Source organism: Haloferula rosea (genome assembly GCF_016595525.1).
GTDB classification, from domain to species: domain Bacteria; phylum Verrucomicrobiota; class Verrucomicrobiia; order Verrucomicrobiales; family Akkermansiaceae; genus Haloferula; species Haloferula rosea.
Genome location: NZ_JAENII010000001.1, coordinates 376,308 through 399,327 on the forward strand (window position 1 = coordinate 376,308; position 23,020 = coordinate 399,327).

Genomic DNA, 23,020 nt, shown 5'->3' on the forward strand with positions numbered 1-23,020 from the left:
TTCAATTTCTGGTCAGGACCATGGCCCCGAGCGCTTGTCCAAGGGGCGCCAGCTCCGTCTTCGGCGCGTTGGAAAGGATTCCATCGAGCAGCCGAACCCACAAATCACAAGCGCGATGGTTGGTTTCGTCCTTGGCCTCGCTGATGGCTTCAAGGGCCTCTTCGTGGCGCATCTCGTTCACCAAACGCAGTGCGCTGCAAAGCGGCGCCGGCCAGCGGCTCTCCAGCGCATCGGAGACGACTCGGCGAAGCACATTCAGTGTCACCGGCTTGGCCACAAACGTGGTCACTCCGAAACGAACGGCTTCGACAAATGCCATGGGTGGAATGAATGCGCTGCAGATGACCACGCGGGTCTTGTCCGCCATGCGCCGCATTTCCCTCAGGACATCGATGCCGCTCAGACCAGGCATCCGGAGGTCCAGCAGAATGAGGTCAAATGAATCACGTCCGACGAGATCGAGTGCGGCGCGCCCGCTTGAGCAGGAGCGGGCAGTCCGTCCTTCAGATTCCAGAGCGAGTTCGAAGAGTCCGCGGATGGATTCTTCGTCGTCGACTACAAGGACCTTTTGGATTTCGGAAGCTGTCGCTGATCGATTCACGTCAACGGAAATTATAGCTCGTGGCGTACCGAACCCGACGATTGGATCTGGGACGATGGAAATGCCGAATTCATGGGGGATGGAGCTTCCTTGTGACCTGCGGCGGATTCCTGAGTGGCGGGCGAGGGGAGGTGAAAATTGCAATATTCGGGGCCCGAAGATTGCGATTTGCTACCCGACGGCAGGCTGTTTCGAGGGGGCGGAAGGTGGGCGTCTGAGCGCATTCGCCGCAGTGACAGATGATAGGGGCACACGACGACCCATGTCCGTATCTGGAATGGTTTGTGCGAAGAGAGACGGTGTCGTGGCACCGGCGATTTCCGCCCGTCGCTCCGACCTCACGTATTATGGAAAAAGAAAACAGCAAAGAGAACGCGAAGGCGGCCACCGGTTCGTCGAACGAGGAACCACTTTCACCGAAGGAGGCTGCCGAGATCCGTCACGATGAGGAAGTCACCGGTAGCGGCATTGTACGCTCGCTCTTCATGGCCAACGAGCCAGCGCAGCGGATGGAGGTCGATGAGGCCCAGCCTGACGAAGCCGATCAGGATTCCTAACCCCATGAAATGATTTGAAAGAGCGATGATTTTCTCGGTCCACTCCCTCAAACCTTGGCGCCTGGGTTACCTGCTTCTCGCTCCGCGTCGCGTTCTTCAGCGCAAGGCCGGGGTTCAAACCGGAGCACAGCCGAACCCGGCGCCGTAGGAGCGGCCGTTCCGGAGCTGGGCGGACGGGCGTGTGTTCTTTCGAAGGTTCCTCTCTTCGATAGGCGATCGCAAAGGTGCGAATGCTTCTTTCGATCATGTGGGGCCCACCTTGGCGCAGAGCATTCGGGTATCGTTGGCTGAGCGCTTACTGGATGGGTGCCAGAAGTCGTGCCACCCGGACCTGGACCCTGAACGGGAACCCCTTGGAACGCAGGTCCTCGACACCTGCCCGGCGACTGTTCTCAAAGTCGGTCGAGAGCATCTTCTCGACCTTTTCGGCGAATGCCTGGTCGTGGATCCCGGCCATCAGTTCGAAATTGAGACGGAAGGACCGATTGTCGAGATTCGCACTACCAATCGCCACGAACTCGTCGTCGACCAGCATGACCTTTTGGTGGAGGAAGCCATTTTGATACCTCCACACTTCGACGCCTGCAGCCTCAAGTTCTTCCAAGTAGGAGAATGACGAAAGGTAAGGCAGTTTGCTGTCGCTGAGTTCGGGGATGAGAATCCTCACTTCGACTCCTCTCAATGCAGCAAGTTGCAGAGCGAGCACGAATGCTTGGTCAGGTACAAAGTAAGGTGAGGCGATCCAGATTCGTTCCTTGGCGGATTGCATGGCACTGTGAAAGAGCATCGAGCATGTCTCGAGTTCGTCGCCCGGGCCACTGGGAATGCATGCGGTCTGGGCGGCTCCCGGCGGATTCTCCTGCCATTGCTCGATATCCCAGTTCAGCCCTTTGGGAAGCTCTCCACTTGCCCACAGCCAGTCTTCGGCGAACGCGACCTGCAGGCAGGTGGCGATCGGACCGGTAAGCCGCACATGGCTGTCACGCCAAGGTGTCAGGACCGGATGACGACCGAGATATTCGTCGCCGACATTGTGGCCACCGATGAACGCGGTTTTTCCGTCAATCACGACCAGTTTCCGGTGGTTCCTGAAATTGAGCTGGAAGCGGTTCACATCGCCTCCGAGGTTCATGAAGGAAAGAATCTCCACGCCGGCGTCCTTCATCTCCGATACATAGGCCCCCCCCAGATTGAGGCATCCGTAGTCATCGTAGAGAACCATGACCCGGACGCCTTGCTCCGCCTTGCGGATGAGCCTGTCCTTGAGTTCGTTGCCGACTCCGTCCGACTTGATGATGTAGAATTGGATCAGGATGTAGTCTTCCGCAGTCTCGATCGCTTCAAACATCGACCGGAAGGTGTTGTGTCCATCGACCAATAGCTCAACACGGTTTCCATCCGTCACCGGGAGGGACGAGATTTTGGCGAGCGTTGTCATCAGCTCCGTGGTCTCCTCGGGCTCGAGGCCTGCCTCACGGATGTCTGCGATCAGCTTGTCGGCTGCCGGTCGGATGGCACCGATCTGCTCGGAACGCTGATCGAAGTAGCCTTCCATTTCGCTTTCTCCAAAGATCCAGTAGGCAGGGACGGCGACGTAGGGGAAGGTGTTCAGCGATACGGCCCAGGCGATCGCACCCTGAGGAGTCCGGGTTCCCATGATCGCGGAGATCGACATCGCGAAGCCGATCCCATGCATGATCACGAAGAACAGCGTTGTCAGGGGGCGCCGGCGCCTGCGGGCAAAATCGAAGAATCCGGCAATCCGCGGGAATCGTTTCGAAAATCGATCCATCGCCATGCGGACTCTCGCAGCGAGTTGTAGTTTCATGAAGGTGGCAGGCTGTTGGACGAAGAAGACGGGCTCAATTGGCACCGGCTCACCGGTCATGGATGAGGATGCGTCCGAGGAGGGCAATCGCCCCGACGCCAGCCACCAGGAAGAAGATGATCGCGATGCCCGGGTAGCCCATCAGGGTGAAGGATGTTTCAATCTTCGCAAGCATGGCGGATCCGACGATCAAGGCCGCCAGGATGAGACCCAGAGTGATGCGGTTCGCGATCTTCTGAAGGCCCTGCATGAGTGTTGCTTCGTCGATCGCATCCACTTTGAAGCGAAGGCGGTTGTCTGCGACCATGTCGAAGATCCGGTTCATCCGGGAGGGGAGTTGTTCAATGAACTCCTTCGAGTCTGTCAGCAATCCCATGAAGTTGGACGATGTGAGGGTCTCTGCGGTCTTGGCGGCGCCGATCGACTGCATATGACGCTGGATGGCCTTTTGGGGATCGAAGTCCGGGCAGAGTGCTGCACCGACACGGTCGAGATTCAGCATGGTTTTGCCCAGCAGGTTGATCTCGGACGGAATGAGCAGTCCGCAATCCGCGCAGGCCTTGGTCACGCTCATGACGATCTCGCCCATGTTCAGTTTGGCGAGAGAAGTTCCGCGGGTCCCGCCCACGATATCTTCGACGCGGCGGGTCAGCTCATCGGTATCGACCGAATCCTCGGTGCCCCTTCCCAGCGCAAGAGCGGCACGGGTGGCCTGAACGCCATCACCGTCGGCGATGCCGACCAGAAGGTGGAAAAGGTGGTCCCGGCTCGACCTGGGAATTCTCCCGACCATTCCTAGATCGAGAATGGCGATCTCACGCTCCTGGGTGAGAAGCAGGTTCCCGGGGTGTGGGTCGGCATGGAAAAAGCCATCCACAAGGATCTGCTTCAGGTAGGCGTGGAAGAGTTCGTCTGCGAGTTGATCCCCGTCGACGTCGGCCATGACCGCACCTGAAAGGGCGGTGATCTTGGTGCCCGGAAGGAAGTCCATGACAAGTACGCGGGTCGAGGTGTAGTCGGTGATCACATCGGGGATCTTCAGGCGGGAGAAGGACGACAGGTTGCCGCGGAGTTCCATCAGCTGACTCGCCTCCTGTTCGTAGTTGAGCTCGCGCATGAGGCTTTCCCGGAAGCTCTTTACCAAGGAGGTCGTTCGATACTTCTTGCCGAAGTCCGTGTGGGAATCGAGGAACTCCGCCAGCTCCTGCAGGGCGCTCAGGTCCTCCGTGACCTGCTGTCGGACTCCTGGACGCTGGACCTTCACGGCGACCTCCCGACCTCCGTGGAGAGTGGCGCGGTGCACCTGGCCGAGGGACGCGGAAGCAAGAGGCTTCTCATCAATGTGGGCGAAGGCCTTCTTGATGTTCACCCCGAGCTCTTTCTCGAACACCTCACGGACCCGGTCGAATGGCAACGGCTCGCAGTCGTCCTGAAGTCGGCTCAGGGAAGCAAGGTAGTTGGGTGGCAACAGGTCCGGGCGGGTTGACAGCAGCTGGCCGATCTTGACGAAGGTGGGACCCAGCCGTTCGAGATCTGAAGCGAGTTCGTCGGCCTTTCCGGAGGAGCTCATGTCTTCATCGCTGAGATCCGCTGCGAATCCCGCCTGTTGGACGACGGATGAATCGCCATATCGATAGAAGAGCATGGCGACATCCTTGTATCTCTTGAGGTGCGTGGGTGAGGTCTTGATCATGATGGGTTCTTTGAGCATCCGATGTGCCACGACGTTTCTGCTAGAAGAGTGCGTAAAATAGGGAGCTTGCAATGGAGACATGACGATGCCTGATGCGTTTTGCACGAAGAGCGGCGCGATCCATTGCGAATTGCGTTGGGAAGAAGGCTGTTTGCGCTGCAGGTAGGACTGGTCATTGAAGCTCACGCACTTCGATGAAACCCTATGATTCCAGTGTTTTTCCTGAGATCAGCGGATCCTGTTGCCGCCTTGAGAGCCTGGGCATGCTTCTTGCGATAGATGAGTCGCCATGAAGAAATATATGAATGTATTGTCCCTCGCCGCTTTTTCGATCGGAACTGGATTTGCCCTGACGGCGTGTGACGTCGACAAGGTCGAAGACGGTGAGATGCCGGAGGTGAAGGTCGAAGGTGAAGTGAAACTTCCGGACTACAACGTCGAAGGCCCCGAGGTCACGACAGGTACCAAGAAGGTCGAGGTCGAAGTGCCTACGGTTGATGTCGATCTGCCTGACGAGGAGGACACTGCAGAAGAATAAAGTTACCCGAACTTCTCGTATCTGAACCGCCAAGGGGCTCCCGTTTTCGGGAGCCCCTTTGCCTTGTTGGGGAGGAGGCTCAAGGGAAGCGGTCGCCATGAACCTCGCCCATGGGGAAGGGGCTGGGCACAATGTAATGGAGCCCTTCTTGGATTCGAGCGCAGCCCTCGAAGTGGCCGCCCGAGGCTTGGGATCAAGGTAGGTCCGGATGTCGCGAACGAGGGGAATGCAGCAATGATTCAGCCCCCCCACTTAAAGCCAGTGGCGGTCACGGGCCATGTCAGGGGAAGCAACCATGCTTGAGCCAGACCGTCGTCCACTTCGGAGCGCGTCCTGAATTGCGTTCAGGAGATTGGGGGGTCCCTAAGCGTCACAAGGTGATGACGCGCTCCACCTTGCGTAGCGAGGGAACGCGGGAGCAGAGGATTCTGAAGGCCATCAACAGGGGGAGGCTGATCAACATGCCGGCCAGTCCCCAGATGGCGGCCCACGCGAGGACCCACAGGAAGATGACCACCGGATTGATGTCAAATCGCTGTCCGATGACAGCAGGAGTGATGATGTTTCCTTCCAGGGCGGACAATCCCATGTAGATGCAGCCGGCAGTGATTGCCGTGCCTGCTGATGCGGTTTCAAGCGCCGCGATCAGCGCGATCAGAATCGAGCCGATGAGGGCCCCTGCATAGGGAATGAAATTCAGGATGGCCGCCATGCATCCCCAAAGGAGAACGTTGGGAAGACCGAGCAGCCAGAGCCCAAGGGCGATACCCGCGCCGAGCATGATATTGATCGTCGTGATCGTGAACAGGTAGCCGGAAACGTCTGAATGAACCTGATCGAAGATCTTGGATGCGGTCGACTCGGAGCTGAACTTCTCGGCCATCCGCTGTCCGTAGGCGAGAAGGAAGAAGAGGAGGACCAGCGTTGATAGAAGGTATGAACCGAAGTCCTGAAGACCGGCGTAGACGATTCCGACCGGGTCCTGTTGGATTTCAACTTCGACAGGTGCGGCCTTCGGCTTGGGAACCGGTTTCGGAGCTACCCGCTCCACGTGGTTCAATGGAACCGGTGTGATGCCGATGGGGGCGGCCTGTCCCTCGGGTGGGACGCTGGTGCCCTTGCCTTTGCTGCCGGAGAGGTCCTTCACTTCATTTGCCAGGTCGGAGATCTCTCCATGGATCTTCTGGATGGGCGCAAACAGCTCGCCGATCTGATCCTTGACCGAGTCTTTGCGGAGTTCCTGGACGTAGAATGTGGTGGGGCCTGAGAGATAGTATCCCGCAGCAAGGGCTGCGGAGGAGAGTCCGAGGACGACCGCAAGGGCGGTGAGGATGCGGGGCAGGTGGAGGCGTTCCGACAGGAGCCGTGCCACCGGCTGAAGCACCAGGGTGATCAGTAAAGCGAGGATGGCAGGTAAAAGAACGGGTCGGGTAAACCTGAGGAACCCGACGAGGAGAATGAGGAAGATGCCGCCGACGAAGAAGGTATTCCATTGCTTCCGCCGCTGGGCTCTGCGGCGAAGTCGTGCGAGCCCGGAGGCCGAGAGGCCTCCGGGGTCATTCGCCGGCTCAGTCGAGGTCCTCATTTCGAGGAGTAGAGCTTCCTTGCGATGAGGAACCCGAGGCCGAACAGGATGCCGGCGGTGGCTTTCGGGTGGCGCTTGGCCACGCGAGTCAGGTCGTCACCCATGGATGAGGAATTATGGGACTGGAGGTAGTCCGACGTTTCACGGAGCCGCTGCTGTGCGGTTTCGAACGCTGGAGCCACTTTCTGCTCGTAGCCTTGTTCGATGAAGGCGCGGGCGGCGTCGGACTTGTCGGCAACTGTCGACAGGGCGGCGCCGATCTTGGTCGAGTTCTCGTTCACCACGGCCTTGCCCTTGGCTTTCGCCTTTTCTGCAAGCTGGCTGACCTCGTCGAGGATCTGCATGCGCCTCGGCTTGCGGGTGTCCGTCGATTGATGGCTTTGTGGATCTTGTTCTGTGCGATTCATGGCAGTGGATTCTTCGCAGTTTCCGAGCCAGAAGTGTATCGGGCGCGATCCACGCAATCAGGCTTCAGAGGGAGGTTGCCTGGTGGATCTGAGCTCATTCTGAGGGGCGAACTGCATTTGGGTGTTGCAAGTTGCACCCTCCGTCCGGTGTCGGAGCTTCCCGAATGGGTGACTCATCGTACGGTTTTCCGGAGCGCCTGCTCGATCGAGTTGAGCGCATCCAGTTGGTTCATGATGTGTTTCCCTTGCCTGCGGATCGTCGCCGCGATGGATTCCGGCAGGTCCGGGGTTTCGAGCGCGGTTTTGTAGTCGAGAATTGCAGTACGTTCACCGCGGCGGCATTCCTCGATCAGGGCGATGTCATTCTCGTTGGAGAGAGCCGTCTTGATCTTCATGAAAGGCTTGTGAGCCTTGCTGGCGAGGCTTCTTCCCGGTTCGGGTTTGATGGAAAGCTCATCGAGATGCTGTCGCCATACCTGCCGGAATCTCCAGCGCTGGTGCGAGTTTTCCTCGAAGAAATCCCGCAGTGCTGGATTCAGTGTGGCTTCGGCGGCGACGAGGTAACCGTGTTCCGCATCGTGTGCACGGGTGAGGAGTTGATTGAGCGTACCGGCGAGTGTTTTGGTCAGTGTTGAATTGGACATAACGGGTTCTCTTTTGCAGAAGGTGTTCCAATGACTCCGGATGGCAAAGAAGCGCTTGCCAGTGGAGACTCGAGCCGGGTCGCCCGGCGTGAGGCGTGCATGATGTTGCAGGGTATTCCGGGTAGGGGGCATCACGCACCCGACGGTGCCAAGCGCTCAAGGGCCCTCATTGTTTCTTCCGTCGGATCCTTCTTGTTGAAGAGGGCGTAGAGCTTGGATTCGCTGTTCTTGAGTTCGCCGATGACGACGAGATTCTCGCTCTTCTGTTCGTCCAGGACCGTCCTTGGAAGCACGCCGATTCCGAGGCCTCGCGCCACTGCGTTATGGACGATGTACACGTCGTCCGCCTCAGCGGTGATCTGCGGGTCAATGCTGTGCTGGGAAAGGAAGGTGTCGATCTGCCAGCGGTAGGAACTTTGATCAGTGTAGTGGATGAAGGGCTTGCGGTGGAGCAGTTGGTGGAGTTCCCCTTCGAGACCTTGCAGGAAGCCGGTGGATGCGACAAAGACGAGGTCGATGTCGGTGACCACCTTCCAGTCGACTCCCTTCTCCTTGGCTTGGGCGGGTAAGGTGTCCGAGATGAGGATATCCAGCCCGGAGCTGACGAGTTCGTGAAGAAGGAAGCGGTTGTCGCCGTTGCGAACCTTGACGAGGATTTCCGGCTCCTCGAACAGTTCGACAAGGCGGTCGGATGCCGCCGATCTGGCGGCAGAGGTCACGATGCCGATTTCCAGTCTCACCTTGGCCGGTTCATCATCGGAACGGAAGGTCTCCGCGAGCCGGTCGGCGGTTTCGAAGATGGTCTGGGTGTATTCGAGGGCGCGTTGGCCATGGTGGTTGAGTTGGAGGGCGCCCGCATGTCGATCGAAGAACTTGACGCCGAAATGTTCTTCGAGGCGTTTCAGTTGCTCACTGATCGTAGGCTGGCTGAGATTGAGCCTTTTCGAGGCTCTTGCGATGGTTCCCTCTTGGGCGACCACGTGAAAATAGTAGAGATGATTGTAGTTCATGGGATGGAGAGTTCACTGCGTTTCGCAATGCAGCGGTCCCTTTTGGTCTAGCAGAATGCATACCCGCAGCTGTTCTCAACGGGTCCAAGGGATTTCCCGGGTCTTCGGTCAAAGCGAATTGCAACTTCGAAAAGAAGTAATTGCAAAAAGCATGGTTCAGTTGCTTGAGTTCGGGATCAAAATTCTGCCCCAAAATCTGATGTTCGGTTCGATTGAGGTCCCGCTTGGCCGTTTGCTGCGTGCGGCGACGGCCGACGCCCACCGCAGACTGGATGAGCAGCTTTCGGTCGAGGCCATCACGAGATCCGTCAGTTGTTGCCATGACTACCTTGCTCGGCATGCGGATGCCCTTCGTGAAGTTGATGGGCAGCTCGACTGGGCAAGCATTGGAGCTCTGGAGTTGCCGGATCTTTCGGCACGTCGTGCGCGCTACGCACTCCTGCTCGATTCGGAGATGAATGCACCGGAGCCCTCTGCGTGCGCCCGACCGAGCCTCTCGACTGCCGGGATGGTTGGGGCGCTGTATGTGCTCGAGGGGAGTGTGCACGGCGGTCGCGAGATCCTGAAGGCGCTGAATGCGCGGTTTCCAAATTTGGGACCCGAGTCGACGTCGTACCTCGCTGGCTTTGGGGAGGAGACCGCCGTGATGTGGCGGAGCTTCCTGAACTGGCTTGATACGCTTGATTTTGATGCGGCGGGGAAGGAGGAAGCGAGTGACGCGGCACGCATGGTGTTCGGGGTGTTCACCCGTCATCTAGGACTGACTACCGAAGCGACGGCGTGATGAATGATAACGATGCTCTCATCGATCGGTGTGCATCCGAGCCGATCGCAACACCGGGGCTTGTGCAAAGCCATGGGTTCCTGTTTGTGGTTTCGGCGAAGACGCTGGAGATCGAACAGGTTTCGACGAACATCCTGCAGCTCTTCGGTTGTTCTCCGGACGAGGTGATTGGAAAGCCTCTTCCGGATCTGTTGGAAGAGAGCAGTCGTCACTATGCGGGGGAAGTCATTCGGCGCGCGGCCTACACTTACATCAACCCCTTCAGCATGACGGTCATGGACTCGGCCGGCAGGACGGTCACGTGCAATGCGATCGCGCATTCCATCGATGATGAGTCAACGATTCTCGAGTTGGAACCGGTCGCTCTCGATAAGCAGCGGGAACGGGGGTTGGACGGGTACTTCCAGATGGTGGAGACCTCGCTGGCATCGACGTCGGAGCTGGATTCGGTGGTCGAGATCGCCGCCACGATGGCGGATCAGGTGAAGGAGTTCACCGGGTTTGATCGTGTGATGGTTTATCGGTTTGCACCGGATCTTCATGGAGAGGTAATCGGTGAAGCGTTGGAGCCCGGAATGGAGCCCTTTTTGAATCTGCACTATCCGGCTTCGGACATTCCGGCCCAGGCCCGGGCATTGTACCTAAAGAATCTGGTGAGGTTGCTCTACGATGTCGATGCGGACACGGTCGGCCTTCATCCGGTCCAGCACCCTCGCTATCCCGCCGGCCTGCCGATGGGAAAAGCAGTGCTGCGCAGCCTTTCGCCGGTGCACTTGCAATATCTTCGCAACATGGGTGTATGCTCCACTCTCACCATCTCCCTGATTGTGGATGGAGCACTCTGGGGGTTGATCGCCTGCCATCATCGGGAACCCCATTTCGTGCCCTATGAGGTCAGGGCGACGTCATCATTCTACGGCGTCATGATGTCAGCCCAACTCGCCAGAGCGGAACGGATGAATCGCGAGAAGGCCGTGGGCGCGGCTCATCGGGGGGTCGCCCAGTTGCTGCAGCGGCTCGATGAACGGAAGAGTCTGGGGGGGCAGATTGTTGGGGAGCTGGTGGGTCTGTGTCGCTTGTTCGAGGCGGATGGCTGTGCGTTTGTCGAAGACGGGGCTGTCTCGGCGTATGGAGCGTGTCCGGAGGATGCATTGGTCACCGAGGTGGTGGCCGGGCTCTCGAAGCGGGAGCCTGAAAGGGTGTTGGTCACCGCCGCGTCCTTTGAGGAGGTCCCGGAGATGAAAGGGTCGGTTGGAGAAGGGGCGGGCCTCGTGGCCATCCCATTTGCGACCGATACGTGGTTGCTTCTTTTCAAGACGGAACAGTCGCAGTCCGTGATCTGGGGAGGGGACCCATCCGACAAGGTCGCCGTCGATTCCACAGGCCAACTGACTCCCCGTGCCAGCTTCGCCCAGTGGAAGCAGGAGATATCCGGCCAGTCGCTCCCATGGCCGGTGCACACGGATCAGGTCGTTGATGAACTGATGAGTGGACTCTCTGGGTTTCTCGTTGCGAATACCCGCTATTTGGAAGGCTTGAATGAAGAATTGGAGCAGTTCGCGGGGGTCATTGCCCATGAAGTGAAATCCCAGCTTCAATCGCCGACCATGGCCCTTGCGATGCTGAGGGAGGTCGAAGCCGTTAGGTCAGACCGGACTCTTTTCGAGATGGCAACAATCGGTTCGGATGCTCTCGAGACGCTCTCGGAATTCACCACCGAGATGCTCAACTTTTCGAGAATCAATGATCCGGACGACGAGCAGGAGGATGTTGATGTCGAGGGGCTCGTCCATGGTCTGGTCCAACAGATCGAGCAATCCATGCCGGGGCGCAACCAGCGGATCAAGTTCAAGGTCCATGAGATTCCACGCATCAAGGTATCCCGGCATGTCCTGAGACATCTGCTCTCGAATCTGATCAGGAACGCGGTGATTCATGGCCCAAAGGAGCATCCGCGCGAACTCTTGGTCGAGATCGGCTGCGAGGAATCGGATGGTCCTCTCGTGCTGTTCGTAAGGGACAATGGGCGGGGGATTTCAGAGGAATCCCACGCCCGCATCTTCGACTACTTCTACCGTGGTCATGGTGCCCGCAAGCGCCAAGGCACCGGGATTGGTCTCGGCTTCGTACGGAAGCTTCTGGATCGGAACGGAGGGAGGATCTGGGTGGAATCGGTACCTGATCAGGGTGCGACATTTCGCTTCATCCTGAATCAGGAGCCTGGCGTGTGAATGGGGTGAGCCCACATACTCGCTTTTTCAGCGCACGATCCTGACAGGGGTCCCGATAGGGGCGTGTTCGAAAAGGATGGCGGCCATTGCCCTGGGCATGCGGATGCATCCGTGCGAGGCGGGGAGTCCTGGATTGGGAATGGGACCTGCGTGCATGCCGATGCCGGAGGAGGTCAGGCGCATCCAGTATGGCATGGCAGCCCCCACGTATTTGCCGCCGGGAGGAACGCTGTCGCGCCGTGTGTCTGCATCGGCTGTCACCACAGCTCCCGAGGCATCGTATATCTTTCCGTAGAGGTTGGATCGCTTGTCGGCCGTCTTTTCGGTGATGGTGAAACGGCCTCGGGGTGTGCGATGGCCTTTCCGGCCGGTGGCGACCCGGGACTTGCCGACGGTGATGCTCCCTCGTTTGAACCAAGCCGTCTGTTCGCTGAGATCGATGGTAACGGAAAGAGGGCCATCGCCGGGCTCATCGTTCCAGAAGGAGAAGCCTGATTCGGAGCGGTAGTCAGCCTCGCTGTCCAGTTCCCGTTGAAGCAATGGATCCTCGTCTCGATCCGATCCCTGATACACTGAGCAACTTGTGAGAAGCGCTGCCGCCGAACAGATCACGAACGCGCAGAAAGCAGGCTTTGGCAGAATGGACATGCATCTCAATCAGCATGGGGTGTTCCACATCAGGAAATGGGTGATGCACGGATGGGTTCAGCGCTCCGAAAATCCCATCCCTTCCGGCGGTTGCAGCATTGCCCCATTCGGGAAATGGGCCTTTGTTTCCCGTGGAAAAGTGCACTCACTCCATGCAGTCCGGTGGGCCTGCCTCCTCCGAGGATATAGTTCATTCGATGGCTCAAGACGCCAAGGATCCTCGATCGGAATCGCATCAAATTTCTGGGACGCAGCTCGATCCGTGCAATTCTCTCATGCTGATCGTTGCGATTTGCAGCGTAATCAGGGCTGCGGAGCAATCTCAGTGTGATCTGAAATCAGGCCGAACTGACACGCTTGATCCGCCGCCTCGGATCCGTCGTTGGAAAACGAGACCGGGATGTCATGGGCCTCACACGATTCAAGAAGAAGGCGCACCTCTTCATCGCGTTGGTGGTCGGAGACATCACGGATGAAGATGGCGTCCACGCGGTCGGGGAAGTCATTGACCACCTTGAGGTAAATCTCGGGATCCTTCTCGCCGCTGTCGCCAAGTAGGACTACCGAAGCATCGGGATGGTCACCCAGAAGCCGGAGAATCGAATCCAGTTTGTGGGATGAGTGACTTGGTTTTAGAATCTTGGTTGGATCAATTCCCCAATCGGTCATGAAGAGGGGGCCTTCGGGAACCTCACGAAGAGTCAACAGCTCGGTGATGAAGTCATGCAGATTCCATGGAGAGCTGGTCACGTAGAAGATGGGGTGATCCTCATCACCGGATCGCCCGGCCTTCAGTTTCCGGTAGAAATCTCCGACGCCTGGGAAGATGCGTCGCGTATGGATATTCTCAAAGAGCGTGGTCTTGAGAAGCGTAGGGAGGCTGGTGGCACCCGATTCAACGACGGTGTCATCAATGTCGCTGACGATGATTCGACGGACCGGAACCCTTGGCGAAATCACATGACCCGTGGTGGCAGGTCCGATGGCTTGATCCGTCTTCGGATCAACGACGAAGGCTGCATAGGATAGCCGGGAGGCGGATGACTCGATCGCGTGTCTTGCGTCGAAGGTGACCGTGAAGAACCCTTCGTCATCACAGGTCGTCGTGAATCGATGACCCAAGAACTCTCCGGCGACCGACGCATGAGGGATTTCGCTGGTAAAGAAGCGTCGTGCGATGTCCCGGAAGTTGGAGATTCTGGAATCTTCCTCGCTGGTAACGCGAGCTCTCTGGATCCTCTGGACGCGCCCCCGGATGATGACCTGTGCGTTGGTGACGTATCCGAGGTAATGATGGACCACGGCGCGGTGATCGGCGACCCGATCCGGCCTTGTCCGGGCGATGGCCTTCTCTGCCTTGTTGAGGAAGTTGGCCAGCATGTTGGTCTCGGTGGTCATGAACCTGTGGCGGATGGGAGAGGGAGCGAGGTAGTGGTTGAAGATGGCAGATGAACGAACTGTCGAGCGCAGTACGCGAGAAGACAATCGATTCGTCATCTCGTCCTCGCAAAGATCATTTCAGGGTATTGGACGCCGATCAGACCTTATGAATTCATGCCAAATGCCAGATGGATGGGTGGGCTGGGTCATATTTCCGAGGTCAGCGAGGACCCGCGAAGTGATGGCGGGTTTGAACGTCCATCGTCTGGAGGGCCTTAGCGCTTGGCAAATGAAACCCGTGATCCGGGGGGATCACGGGCAGATTGCGCCTCGGAGAAGCGAGACCGGAGGATTTTGATCAGTGGGAGTGGGCGGCTTCTTCAATTTCGTCGCCGACCTTCTGGACATCCTGGCCGACCCCGGCGACGGTAGAGCAGGAGGTTAGAGCAAACAGGGCGATGTAGCCGATCAGTCCTGCGCCTGCCAATGTCACGGCCTTGAGGCCACTCATGCTTGGAAATTGATTTGATTTCATGTCGCTTGCTTTCTTCGCACGACGAGGGCCAACCCGTGGATGCTTGAGAACACGGGGATTGGGCGCCTTTCCATTTCAAAGCGGGTTGCGAAATTCGGCTTTGGGATTGCAATACGCTCCTATGACCAGCGGGGACTGGAAGCTGCTGGTTGAGCTTTCCTGTCCGGTCGCCTTTCCGTCGTGGGAGTAAATGAATCTCACCGGGCCGGGTTCGAAACCGTCGTGCCGAGGCAGCTGAGGCCACGAGCGTTGCCTGCGATCGAGGGTTTCCTAACGGACGGGGCATTGAAGGGGCGGTGACGCAAATGTTCAGGAAGTATCCGCGAAGATTCAGTGATCGGAAGCTATGATATCCTCATGATCATGGCGTTAACTCGGTCGATTTCGACCAATCATTAATCCTTACAGCCAGATGAAGACCCCGATCCTTGTTCTCCTCGTTGCCTTGGCCTCCGCCACCTTTCTCCCTGCTGCTGTGACGATCACTGTGTCGAACTTCACACCAAACGGGATAAGTTCCGGAGGCGGCGGGAGCGGCACCGGAGCCTTCAGCTCCACACTTGGTGATGAGGCAACCGACAACGGAATACCGGTGACCACCTACACGATCACCAATGTCGATCTCACCTCGGTGGGAGGCACCGCGACCGAGTCCTTCAGCTTCACCGTAAGTTACTCGCAGACCGGCGGAACGGGTGTGCAGTTCAATGGCTTTGGAAACGTCTCGGTCACGGGTGGCGACAACAATCAGGTCGGAACCGATGAAACCCTCACCGCTACCATTGCCATGACGAGTTCCAGCTTCGCAGATCTGTCGTTGACGGGTTTCACGATCGTCAGGGGAGGGGGAGTGGCAGGTACCGACGCGGGGACATTCACTCACGCTGGAGGAAGCGAGAATATCTCGGCGGGCAGCTCGGAGGCCTCCGTCACCGGCACCTCCGTCACTCTGGCGGTTTCGACTGGCGCCATCAATTTCGAGGGATTCCGGGCGGAATTCGTCGCCGTTCCCGAACCGGCTTCCCTCTCCCTGATCGGCCTCGGCACGCTGGTGCTTCTTCGCCGCAGAAGAACCGCATGACGGATGCGCTTCGTCTTACGAGACGGCCAACCGAATCCACAGAACGGCTTCTTCCCTCTTTGTCTCGCTCGGCAGACCGCCGATATCGTCAAGGCTTCTTCCTTTCGCCCCACCCATGACCCGACGCATCCTTATCGCGCTGCTCGTTGGCACTACCGGTTACTTCCCCGCCGCGGCGAGCCCGTCCAAAGAGAAACCAAACCTACTATTCGTGATGTCGGACCAGTGGCGCCGTCAGGCGCTGGGTTTCGAAAATGACGATCCGGTCCTGACGCCTCACGTGGACCGCTTCTCGAAGGACGCCGTGGTCTTCACCCATGCCGTCGCCACGGTGCCGGTCTGCACGCCCAATCGCGCGGTCATGCTCACGGGTAACCACCCGCTCACCAACGGAGTCATCGCCAACAGCATGCGCCTGGATGAAGCCTCTCAAAGCCTCGGCGTGGTCTCCAAGAATGCAGGCTATCGCACGGGTTACATCGGCAAGTGGCACCTCGATGGCCGACACGAATACATTTCCCCCGGGATGCGCCGTCAGGGGTTCGACTTCTGGCACATGTCGATCTATCACGCGCCCTTCAACCAGCCCTACTACATCCAGAACAACCCGAAGCAGATCAAGGTGGAAGGCTGGGCACCCACCTACGCAACCGACACCGCGATCCAATTCATGAAGGAGCACGCCGAGGAGCCCTTCGCGCTCGTGGTTTCGTATGGTCCTCCCCACAACGGAGGAGGCAAGGGCATGGAGAAGACCTTCACGCCAGGCATGCTGGATCAGGAGAAGAAACAGAAGTATGGCTATGGATACAAGGCTCCGGCCCGATTCGAAGCGCCCTACCGCACCGCTGAATTCAAGGCCAAGCCGCGCCGACCAAACGTGAAGCCGGTGCATGGGAAATTTGAATCCGAGCCCGCAGTACCCGGCTATTTCGGTGCGATCACCGCGCTTGATCACGAGTTTGGTCGGCTGATGCGACACCTCACGAAAAGCGGCCTGGAGCAGAACACGATCGTGGTCTTCACTTCGGACCATGGGGAAATGTTGGGTTCCCATGGCCGCATGACCAAGGGCCTCTGGCATGACGAGTCCGCGGGGATCCCCTGCTTGATCAAGGGTCCAGGCATCCAACCCCGGGAGATCGATTCCCCGTTCGCATCGGTCGATCTCATGCCCACTCTTCTTGGGTTGATGAAGATCGAGGGCCCTCAGATGGATGGCACCGACTTCTCGCCGCTACTCACCGGCCACACGATGGAGGTGCCGGAATTCGCCTTTCTTTCCTTCTACAAAGGAGGCGCTGATGAAGCCTATCGACAATGGCGTGCCGTTTATTCGAAGGACTACACCTATGTGGTGGTGGATGACTCGCCATCCTACCGATGGACGGGGATCGCGAACCAGGGTGGAGCGGCGCTCTACGATCGACGCCGTGATCCCTACCAGCAGAAGCCGATCCATCGCGGAGGTGGCTCCGATGCCATCATGGACTCCTTGCACGCCGCTCTTGCCGCACACCTCGACGAACAAAACGATCCGTTCCTGACCAAGTGCTGGGCCGGGCGCGAGGACAAGGAAGCGGATGCTCGCGCAACGACCCGCTACGACGAGCTGATCAAGCGCTACCACAAGAAGAAGCACTGAACGGGAGAAGCCGTCCTTGCGACGGACGGCTGAACCCGCTTCGGTTCAAGCTCACGGCAATGCCCACCGGGCGCGGTAGAAACGCCTTCCCTCTGGAGCCGGAACTGAGTCGGTCAACTGGATCGAGACCCGGCTCGTCCCATCACCCGGAAAATTCTCGCGACCTGTTTCGACGTAGCTGTTTGCTGGAACTTCATCCCAGGTGCCAAGCTCGGACGAGGTTTCGACGATCATCTTGGAGGTCGCCGAATCGACCGGGTAGGACATCTCGAAGTCGACCGTGAGGCTCGCGCCGTTCAGGATCACCGATCCTTGAAGCTTTGGATTGGATCCGGCATTGCGAGGGTCAGTTTGAAACTGAAACTCTTCGTCGTTGGTATAGCCATCCCCATCGGGGTCCTTGTCGCCACCGAAGATCTCGGGGTCTGCCTGCTCCACCGGGGTGAAATGGACGTCATCCCAAGAGCCACGATCGGCGAAGACCCGGATGGTCGTCGTCGCGGTGGCACCCCCGTTCAGAGTCAGGGTGTAAGTTGTGTCCGATGAAGGCGAAACCTGAAGGAAGCCGATGCCGTCGACCGTCTGGGACAGGACGTCGCCGATGCCCTGATCCACGGTGAGTGTCACCGGGGAACTGACGTCCCACTCGAGGACGGCAGTCGCCCCACTGAGAATCGATGGCTGCACGGCCCCGAAGTAGTGGATGGCCGGAGCTCCCGGAGCCGAAGCCGTCTGGCTGTTGTAGGTTTCCGAGACCGCTTCGTCTCCATAAGCAACCTCCACACGATAGCTCAGTGCATTGTCGTAAACCGGTGGTCGATAGCGGCTCCCACGGACCCTCATCGCGTGAATCAGCTCACCAGAGGCTTCATCAAACACGCGAACCACCGGGTTCGTTCGCCACAGGCTGTCGATCACCGGTAGATACCCCGTCGGCACCCGACCGTCGTTATCGGTCTGGCGGAAGGTCTGGGGCCAGTCGGCATACTGACTACCGGTTTGTGGAAACTCCGGGTCGGCATAGATGGGCCAGCATTCGAAGGTGACCTCGCGGGTTGTCCGGTTGACTCTCGTAATCCCGTAACCAGGCGCCCGGTCGTGATAGTTGGGCGGGTTGACGCCGGTGGTCTGCTGATAATACTCCGCCGAATTTCCAGAAGCGAGGATGGCAAAGTGGTGGGGGTCGTTGGCCGTCAGGTTGGGAGTGACCCCATCGGGCAAGGTGCCATTGCCATCGAAGAAGTAGTCACCTGTGTAAGGGCTTTGGGTGGATGTCGTCCCGCTTGAGTTGTTGAGAGGATCGAAGATCCGAGGGAAGAAATTGGCCATCGCGGGAGCGGCAAAGGAAAGGCCCGCGTCCCGTGGACCATCGGCTCCGTGATGGGCGATGGTTCCAAGATGCTGGTCGCCGGCGAGCTGGAACATCCGGCTGGCTCGCCAGAGGCGCCATGCTTCGTTTCGACGGTGGGTCGGCCAGCCGTGGGCATCACGATCATTCAGACGGAAGGTGTATCCCTGACTGGCATGAGTGTTGAGGCTACCCAGCGGGGATTGGGAAACGACGAGCTTCAGGTCCTGACCCGCCCAATCCTCGTTCCACTCACGAAGGAAGTCCTTCTGGCGATCGCCGAGCAGGAACTGCTGGTCGAGGGGGATGCTGCCACTCCCGTTGGGACCCGTCTTGAACTTGCGGTCCTCGAGAATCGCGAAGCCGAGCCGCCCGTAAGTCATTCCGGTGAAATAAACACCGATGCCTTGGGCGACCGGGGGGGCTGGCTGAACCGGATTGTAGGGATCGGGATCGGGAAGATTGGAAGCATGGCAACGCTCGACCATCCGCACCCAGTCAGCCGGCTCGATGTAGCCACCGGTGGATTCCTCGCTGGTCGCAATTCCTCCCTCGCCCCACAGATTCCCCTGATAGATGTCATGGTCATCCGGAATGGCCACGGTCGGGATCTCGCGGGCAAGCTCACGCACCTGGAGCATCCACAGGTTCCACTTGTAGAGGAAATCGAGTTGGCGGTTCTTCGCGGACGAAGTGTCCTTGTTCGTCGGTTGAGGTTCATAGAGTTGATCTCCATGGGCGAGCAACACGTCGGGCTGATGCTTGGCGATGTGGGCGAAGGACTGAGGATGCGGATGCCAGACCATCACGGGCGACCAGTCGAAGCCGTTGTTCTGCGCATTGCCGTCGTTGATCCGCTGGCAGGTGGTCATGGCGATGGAGATCTGCTCCTTCTCCACCGGGTCACGGCGGACCGTGCCGGTCCATTCGTAGTCGCTGCCATCGATATTCACCCGGAGGCGATAATCGGTGTCGACCGCATCGTTCCATCCGGGGACGACGAAGGTCGCGGTGTAGGACGACAGGTTGTCGGTGTTGTCCACCGGCGCAGTGGCAATCTGCGACCAGGAAGCGCCGTTCCACGTATCCAGCGCGACGGTCGGACTGTTCGCCAGGCTGAGCGGTGGCAACTGCGCGGTGATCTTCAAGGTTCCCTTCGACAAGGTGTGCATCGCTCCGATGATGGCAAGATGGCGGTCGGGCTCGGGATTGAGGGCCGATCCGGTGCCGGAGAAAGAGTCATACCAGTGGGTGGCTGAGGAAGTGCCCCGATGGGTCAGGAGACCAAAAGCGCCGAGGACCCGGTCTGAAGGGACCTCAAAGCTTACGGCTCCAACTTGAGTATCCGAGGCATTGAAGGCCGTCAGGGCAAGCGTGTAGGTCCCCGGACCATCATGGTAAGTCGCGTCGAGCTCCAAGCGGGTGTTTTGGGCAAAGCCCCCCGTCACTGCCGACGTGGCTCGGGCGGTCACAGCCCCGGTCGAGTAGTCCTCGATGACCAGATCGCCTCCTCCGGTGAGGCCAAGGAACAAACCGAAGTCGCGACCGAGGCCGTCCTGAACCAGCAAGGCGGCGCGCCAGTCAAGACTCGGACCCGCTCCGAGGAGGAATCCGGATCGGGAGTCGCTGCTACTGCTGCCGGTATTGAGTCCGGTTCGCACGCTCAGTGAGAAGTCCTCACCATTGCCACGAATCGAAGTGCCGGGACGGTGCAGGGTCAAGCGGTCGCGATTGCCACGGATGCACTGCACGCGGTTGCCTTGAACTTCCCAATCCTGAAGGCGGTTCGCCCAGTATCCGGGGCCGGCCCAGACCTGGTTCGGCAGACTGTCCCAATCGTCAGAAAATCCACCATCCGGAGCGGCGGCGGGCCAGAATTCCAGCTGAACCTGGTCGAAGCTCTGGAAGTTGCCATTGGCCTGATCGTTCGAGCGGAACTGCACGCCCACCGTTTTCCCGGCATGCGCATCGAGCGAACCTGAGGGAACCGCCAGATGATAGTGATCCCAGCTCCCGACGACCGGCGTTTTGAAATCGTAGGTCCTCGTGGCGACCGGGAGCCGCGCGCCGTTGTCATCGACGTAGAGCTCCGCGATGATCTGGCGATCCGGCAGGGAGGTTGCAAAGGTGCCTCGCTCGAGGACGAAGTTGTCGAAGCGGGCAAAACCATTGCTGGTGCCGCTGCCATCGACCCCCTCGATGAAGACGAAGAGGCGCTTGCCCGCTGAAGCCGAAGCGACTGCGTTGAAGGTCAGCGTCGCCGATTCGTAGGTGGCGTTCTGGCTCGAAACGGGAGCCTGCAGGGTCTGCAAAGCGGTTCTCGCCCCGTCGATGGTATCATCGGACGTCGTGTAGAGCGTGACGGCGACGAGATCCTCGTCGTCAATCCAGTTGCCTGCATCACGCCAGACGAATGAGGTCCGGAAGAGTTCACCCGAAGCCAGAGTGTGGCCGGTATCCAAGGCAAACTTACGACCTCCATTGTCCGACAGCACCCCGTTGCGGGTGCCATCGAAATCCACATCTCCGCCCGGTCTTGTGGCTTCCGTTCCCTGGCCGCTGCCCAGGTTGAACCATTCCGGTGTGTCGGCGAACGTGTTGCCGGTTGTGGTCGGATCATTGAAGTCGCCGTTGCGCGTGGCCCCGCCGACGAGGGTCTCCACCGGAACGAATCCACTCCCCCCGCCAGGGAGGTTCCCCGCGAACATCGCGGCATCAAAGCGCAACGAAAAGGCATCGCCTGTTGCGATGACATGAGACGTCATCTGCCATGCCTCCATGCTGTCCTCGATACTCAGACGCCACCTGCCGTTGCCGTAGTCAGTGCCGCCATCAATCAGCTGAGCGGATGAGCCTGACCCATCCCAACCCAGCACCGAGACATCCGAGAGTGTGACACGATCGACGCCATTGTTGATCTCGCCTGAGTTGTTCAGCATTGGGATCGGCGCGGCCGCAGCTACGGACAAAAACACTCCCCACAAGAGGGATACAGGATTCAGTTGCATGGGTTTAAACACGGGATTGGAACAAATCCATTCCCTCGGAAGCAGTGAAGGCAATCTGAATCAACCTCGTGACGCAAATGTTCAGGAGATTTCCGTGATTGTTCAGTGATCCCCTTGAGAGGTCGTGCTTTTATGAACTGTCGATTTGCGCGAGTCGCCAAGCTCGCCTTCTTCTTTCAAACCCCTCAAATCCAAATCATGAAACCCTCAAAAGCCGTTTTTGTAGCGCTCTTGCCGCTGTTTGCCCAAGTCTCGCCGGCCCAATTTGTCGATTGGAAAGGAGGAACGGGAACCAATCTGTGGTCCAATGCGGACAACTGGAATCCGGCTGGATCTCCCAATACCAACGGAGTCGATGCGAGATTCAACATCAACTCGGATGTTCAAATCAACGTCGACGGAAGTTTTGTCGTTCGCAGCTATCGCACCGGCTTTGCCGCCAACGGTAGCAACCCGGCCAACGAGCACCTGCTCTTCGGAGGGACCCTGACCATCGACCCGAACAGCGCCAGCGATGTCCTTGGAATCGGCAACCTGACGAACAACGACCGGAAGCTGCGGATCAACTGCGATATCATCATCGACAACACCCTGGCAGGCGAGACCTTGGTGAGTAATGGCAATGGAGCGGCAAACATTCTGGAGTTCGACAGCAACTGTGACCTGACCCTGCTGACCAAGCTGCGAACCAACACCAATGTTGGGAGCATCATCTTCAACTGCAACTTTTCGCCAAGCGCTGAGAATCTTTTCATTAACTCGAACAACGTGTCGTTCGGTCCCGATCACTCCAGCGTCAACTTCGGCCGGGACATCGTGTTGTTTTCGAATTCGAAGCTGGCTGTGGATGGAGGGATCGTGCTGACCGACTTCCGCAAGTTCCAGATCAATGGCTCGGGTGCGGAGCTGGAGCTGAATGCCGCGGATGCGGTCAACAATGCCAACATCATCATTGGCGGCACGAACTCCCTGGAGTTGGACGTGAACGCGGATCAGGGCACCATGGGGTTGATCAACGTCAACGATGGAACGCTGACCATCGACATTGACCCCGCTGTCACGAACCTCGTCTTCAAGGACAGTTCTTCGCAGGCCTGGGGATCCGGCTCCATCACGATCACAGGCTTCAAGGAGAACACCATCCGCTTCGGTACCGACGACACCGGCCTGACCGCTGGGCAGCTCGCGGCAATTGACGGCGGAGCTTACAGCCTGACCAGTTCGGGTTTCCTCACCGCGGGAACCCCATTGCTTCCTTCGCTGAAGATTGCCCTCGACCCCTTTCCCTCAATCACCTTCCTGAGTAACCCCGGACAAACCTATCAGCTCCAGAAGAGCGGGGATGGTGCCTTGGGTGCATGGGCTGATGTCGTCGGGCAGTCGGTGGTCGGTGACGGTACGGAGAAGACGCTTTCCGATCCTGCGGGAGGGCCACCGGGCGAAAGCCGGGCGTTCTACCGCGTGGAAACCAACTGAGGCAGGCGCCCGTGATCTGCA

At 58.7% G+C, this 23,020-nt stretch carries 18 protein-coding genes; 7 read left to right on the forward strand and 11 right to left on the reverse strand.

The window, feature by feature from the left end; translation table 11 throughout:
- Position 1: 1 nt before the first annotated feature.
- Complete coding sequence (locus tag JIN81_RS01350) at positions 2–601, reverse strand: response regulator (RefSeq protein WP_200275504.1); 600 nt, start codon at positions 599–601, stop codon at positions 2–4.
- Positions 602–948: 347 nt separating this feature from the next.
- Between JIN81_RS01350 and JIN81_RS01355 the strand changes: the two genes are divergently transcribed.
- The gene (locus JIN81_RS01355; protein ID WP_200275506.1) at positions 949–1,158 is read left to right on the forward strand and encodes a hypothetical protein; all 210 of its coding nucleotides are present in this window, start codon (positions 949–951) and stop codon (positions 1,156–1,158) included.
- A gap of 295 nt (positions 1,159–1,453) precedes the next feature.
- On the opposite strand, the gene cls is transcribed toward JIN81_RS01355, so the two are convergent.
- Positions 1,454–2,986, reverse strand: a complete 1,533-nt coding sequence (cls, locus tag JIN81_RS01360) for a cardiolipin synthase (RefSeq protein WP_200275508.1) — start codon at positions 2,984–2,986, stop codon at positions 1,454–1,456.
- Between the two features lie 49 nt (positions 2,987–3,035).
- The gene (locus JIN81_RS01365; RefSeq protein WP_200275510.1) at positions 3,036–4,679 is read right to left on the reverse strand and encodes an ABC1 kinase family protein; all 1,644 of its coding nucleotides are present in this window, start codon (positions 4,677–4,679) and stop codon (positions 3,036–3,038) included.
- Between the two features lie 289 nt (positions 4,680–4,968).
- Between JIN81_RS01365 and JIN81_RS01370 the strand changes: the two genes are divergently transcribed.
- Positions 4,969–5,217, forward strand: a complete 249-nt coding sequence (locus tag JIN81_RS01370; RefSeq protein ID WP_200275512.1) for a hypothetical protein — start codon at positions 4,969–4,971, stop codon at positions 5,215–5,217.
- 370 nt (positions 5,218–5,587) lie between these two features.
- On the opposite strand, the gene JIN81_RS01375 is transcribed toward JIN81_RS01370, so the two are convergent.
- The 4 genes from JIN81_RS01375 to JIN81_RS01390 all read right to left on the reverse strand — a co-directional run bounded on the left by JIN81_RS01375 (position 5,588) and on the right by JIN81_RS01390 (position 8,863).
- Positions 5,588–6,802 carry an AI-2E family transporter gene (locus JIN81_RS01375; RefSeq protein WP_200275514.1) on the reverse strand — a complete coding sequence of 405 codons (1,215 nt, stop codon included), beginning with the start codon at positions 6,800–6,802 and terminating at the stop codon, positions 5,588–5,590.
- Positions 6,799–7,209: a hypothetical protein gene (locus tag JIN81_RS01380; RefSeq protein ID WP_200275516.1), complete on the reverse strand. Its 411-nt coding sequence runs from the start codon at positions 7,207–7,209 to the stop codon at positions 6,799–6,801. Before JIN81_RS01380 ends, JIN81_RS01375 begins: the two co-directional genes overlap by 4 nt.
- 173 nt (positions 7,210–7,382) lie before the next feature.
- Complete coding sequence (locus tag JIN81_RS01385; RefSeq protein ID WP_200275518.1) at positions 7,383–7,853, reverse strand: PA2169 family four-helix-bundle protein; 471 nt, start codon at positions 7,851–7,853, stop codon at positions 7,383–7,385.
- Positions 7,854–7,984: 131 nt separating this feature from the next.
- On the reverse strand, positions 7,985–8,863 hold the full coding sequence (locus JIN81_RS01390) for a LysR family transcriptional regulator (protein ID WP_200275520.1): 879 nt from the start codon (positions 8,861–8,863) through the stop codon (positions 7,985–7,987).
- 199 nt (positions 8,864–9,062) lie between these two features.
- On the opposite strand from JIN81_RS01390, the gene JIN81_RS01395 reads away from it, so the two are divergent.
- Both JIN81_RS01395 and JIN81_RS01400 read left to right on the forward strand, forming a co-directional pair.
- Complete coding sequence (locus tag JIN81_RS01395; protein ID WP_200275522.1) at positions 9,063–9,647, forward strand: biliverdin-producing heme oxygenase; 585 nt, start codon at positions 9,063–9,065, stop codon at positions 9,645–9,647.
- Positions 9,647–11,878: an ATP-binding protein gene (locus tag JIN81_RS01400; protein WP_200275531.1), complete on the forward strand. Its 2,232-nt coding sequence runs from the start codon at positions 9,647–9,649 to the stop codon at positions 11,876–11,878. Before JIN81_RS01395 ends, JIN81_RS01400 begins: the two co-directional genes overlap by 1 nt.
- A 27-nt stretch (positions 11,879–11,905) precedes the next feature.
- On the opposite strand, the gene JIN81_RS01405 is transcribed toward JIN81_RS01400, so the two are convergent.
- The 3 genes from JIN81_RS01405 to JIN81_RS01415 all read right to left on the reverse strand — a co-directional run bounded on the left by JIN81_RS01405 (position 11,906) and on the right by JIN81_RS01415 (position 14,417).
- Entirely contained in the window at positions 11,906–12,526 is a 621-nt protein-coding gene (locus JIN81_RS01405) for a L,D-transpeptidase (RefSeq protein ID WP_200275533.1), read from the reverse strand.
- Between the two features lie 303 nt (positions 12,527–12,829).
- The gene (locus JIN81_RS01410; protein WP_200275535.1) at positions 12,830–13,924 is read right to left on the reverse strand and encodes an App1 family protein phosphatidate phosphatase; all 1,095 of its coding nucleotides are present in this window, start codon (positions 13,922–13,924) and stop codon (positions 12,830–12,832) included.
- A gap of 340 nt (positions 13,925–14,264) precedes the next feature.
- Positions 14,265–14,417 (reverse strand): entericidin A/B family lipoprotein, encoded by a 153-nt coding sequence (locus tag JIN81_RS01415; RefSeq protein WP_200275537.1) that lies wholly within the window; start codon positions 14,415–14,417, stop codon positions 14,265–14,267.
- 436 nt (positions 14,418–14,853) lie between these two features.
- Between JIN81_RS01415 and JIN81_RS01420 the strand changes: the two genes are divergently transcribed.
- Together JIN81_RS01420 and JIN81_RS01425 are read left to right on the forward strand one after the other, a co-directional pair.
- Positions 14,854–15,522, forward strand: a complete 669-nt coding sequence (locus JIN81_RS01420) for a PEP-CTERM sorting domain-containing protein (protein WP_200275539.1) — start codon at positions 14,854–14,856, stop codon at positions 15,520–15,522.
- A 115-nt stretch (positions 15,523–15,637) separates the two neighbouring features.
- Positions 15,638–17,167, forward strand: a complete 1,530-nt coding sequence (locus JIN81_RS01425; RefSeq protein WP_200275541.1) for a sulfatase family protein — start codon at positions 15,638–15,640, stop codon at positions 17,165–17,167.
- A gap of 51 nt (positions 17,168–17,218) precedes the next feature.
- On the opposite strand, the gene JIN81_RS01430 is transcribed toward JIN81_RS01425, so the two are convergent.
- Positions 17,219–21,454, reverse strand: coding sequence for an alkaline phosphatase D family protein (locus JIN81_RS01430; RefSeq protein WP_234044371.1), 4,236 nt, complete (start codon positions 21,452–21,454; stop codon positions 17,219–17,221).
- A 267-nt stretch (positions 21,455–21,721) separates the two neighbouring features.
- Between JIN81_RS01430 and JIN81_RS01435 the strand changes: the two genes are divergently transcribed.
- A complete protein-coding gene (locus JIN81_RS01435; RefSeq protein WP_200275545.1) occupies positions 21,722–22,999 on the forward strand; it encodes a hypothetical protein in 1,278 nt (425 codons plus the stop codon).
- Positions 23,000–23,020 lie beyond the last annotated feature (21 nt).

What these genes read in the sequence shown, in the direction of transcription:
- JIN81_RS01355 (WP_200275506.1), top strand. Translation starts at nt 949, where the DNA reads ATGGAAAAAGAAAACAGCAAAGAGAACGCGAAGGCGGCCACCGGTTCG.
- cls (WP_200275508.1), bottom strand. Translation starts at nt 2,986, where the DNA reads ATGAAACTACAACTCGCTGCGAGAGTCCGCATGGCGATGGATCGATTT.
- JIN81_RS01365 (WP_200275510.1), bottom strand. Translation starts at nt 4,679, where the DNA reads ATGATCAAGACCTCACCCACGCACCTCAAGAGATACAAGGATGTCGCC.
- JIN81_RS01370 (WP_200275512.1), top strand. Translation starts at nt 4,969, where the DNA reads ATGAAGAAATATATGAATGTATTGTCCCTCGCCGCTTTTTCGATCGGA.
- JIN81_RS01375 (WP_200275514.1), bottom strand. Translation starts at nt 6,802, where the DNA reads ATGAGGACCTCGACTGAGCCGGCGAATGACCCCGGAGGCCTCTCGGCC.
- JIN81_RS01380 (WP_200275516.1), bottom strand. Translation starts at nt 7,209, where the DNA reads ATGAATCGCACAGAACAAGATCCACAAAGCCATCAATCGACGGACACC.
- JIN81_RS01385 (WP_200275518.1), bottom strand. Translation starts at nt 7,853, where the DNA reads ATGTCCAATTCAACACTGACCAAAACACTCGCCGGTACGCTCAATCAA.
- JIN81_RS01390 (WP_200275520.1), bottom strand. Translation starts at nt 8,863, where the DNA reads ATGAACTACAATCATCTCTACTATTTTCACGTGGTCGCCCAAGAGGGA.
- JIN81_RS01395 (WP_200275522.1), top strand. Translation starts at nt 9,063, where the DNA reads ATGTTCGGTTCGATTGAGGTCCCGCTTGGCCGTTTGCTGCGTGCGGCG.
- JIN81_RS01400 (WP_200275531.1), top strand. Translation starts at nt 9,647, where the DNA reads ATGAATGATAACGATGCTCTCATCGATCGGTGTGCATCCGAGCCGATC.
- JIN81_RS01405 (WP_200275533.1), bottom strand. Translation starts at nt 12,526, where the DNA reads ATGTCCATTCTGCCAAAGCCTGCTTTCTGCGCGTTCGTGATCTGTTCG.
- JIN81_RS01410 (WP_200275535.1), bottom strand. Translation starts at nt 13,924, where the DNA reads ATGACCACCGAGACCAACATGCTGGCCAACTTCCTCAACAAGGCAGAG.
- JIN81_RS01415 (WP_200275537.1), bottom strand. Translation starts at nt 14,417, where the DNA reads ATGAGTGGCCTCAAGGCCGTGACATTGGCAGGCGCAGGACTGATCGGC.
- JIN81_RS01420 (WP_200275539.1), top strand. Translation starts at nt 14,854, where the DNA reads ATGAAGACCCCGATCCTTGTTCTCCTCGTTGCCTTGGCCTCCGCCACC.
- JIN81_RS01425 (WP_200275541.1), top strand. Translation starts at nt 15,638, where the DNA reads ATGACCCGACGCATCCTTATCGCGCTGCTCGTTGGCACTACCGGTTAC.
- JIN81_RS01430 (WP_234044371.1), bottom strand. Translation starts at nt 21,454, where the DNA reads ATGCTGAACAACTCAGGCGAGATCAACAATGGCGTCGATCGTGTCACA.
- JIN81_RS01435 (WP_200275545.1), top strand. Translation starts at nt 21,722, where the DNA reads ATGAAACCCTCAAAAGCCGTTTTTGTAGCGCTCTTGCCGCTGTTTGCC.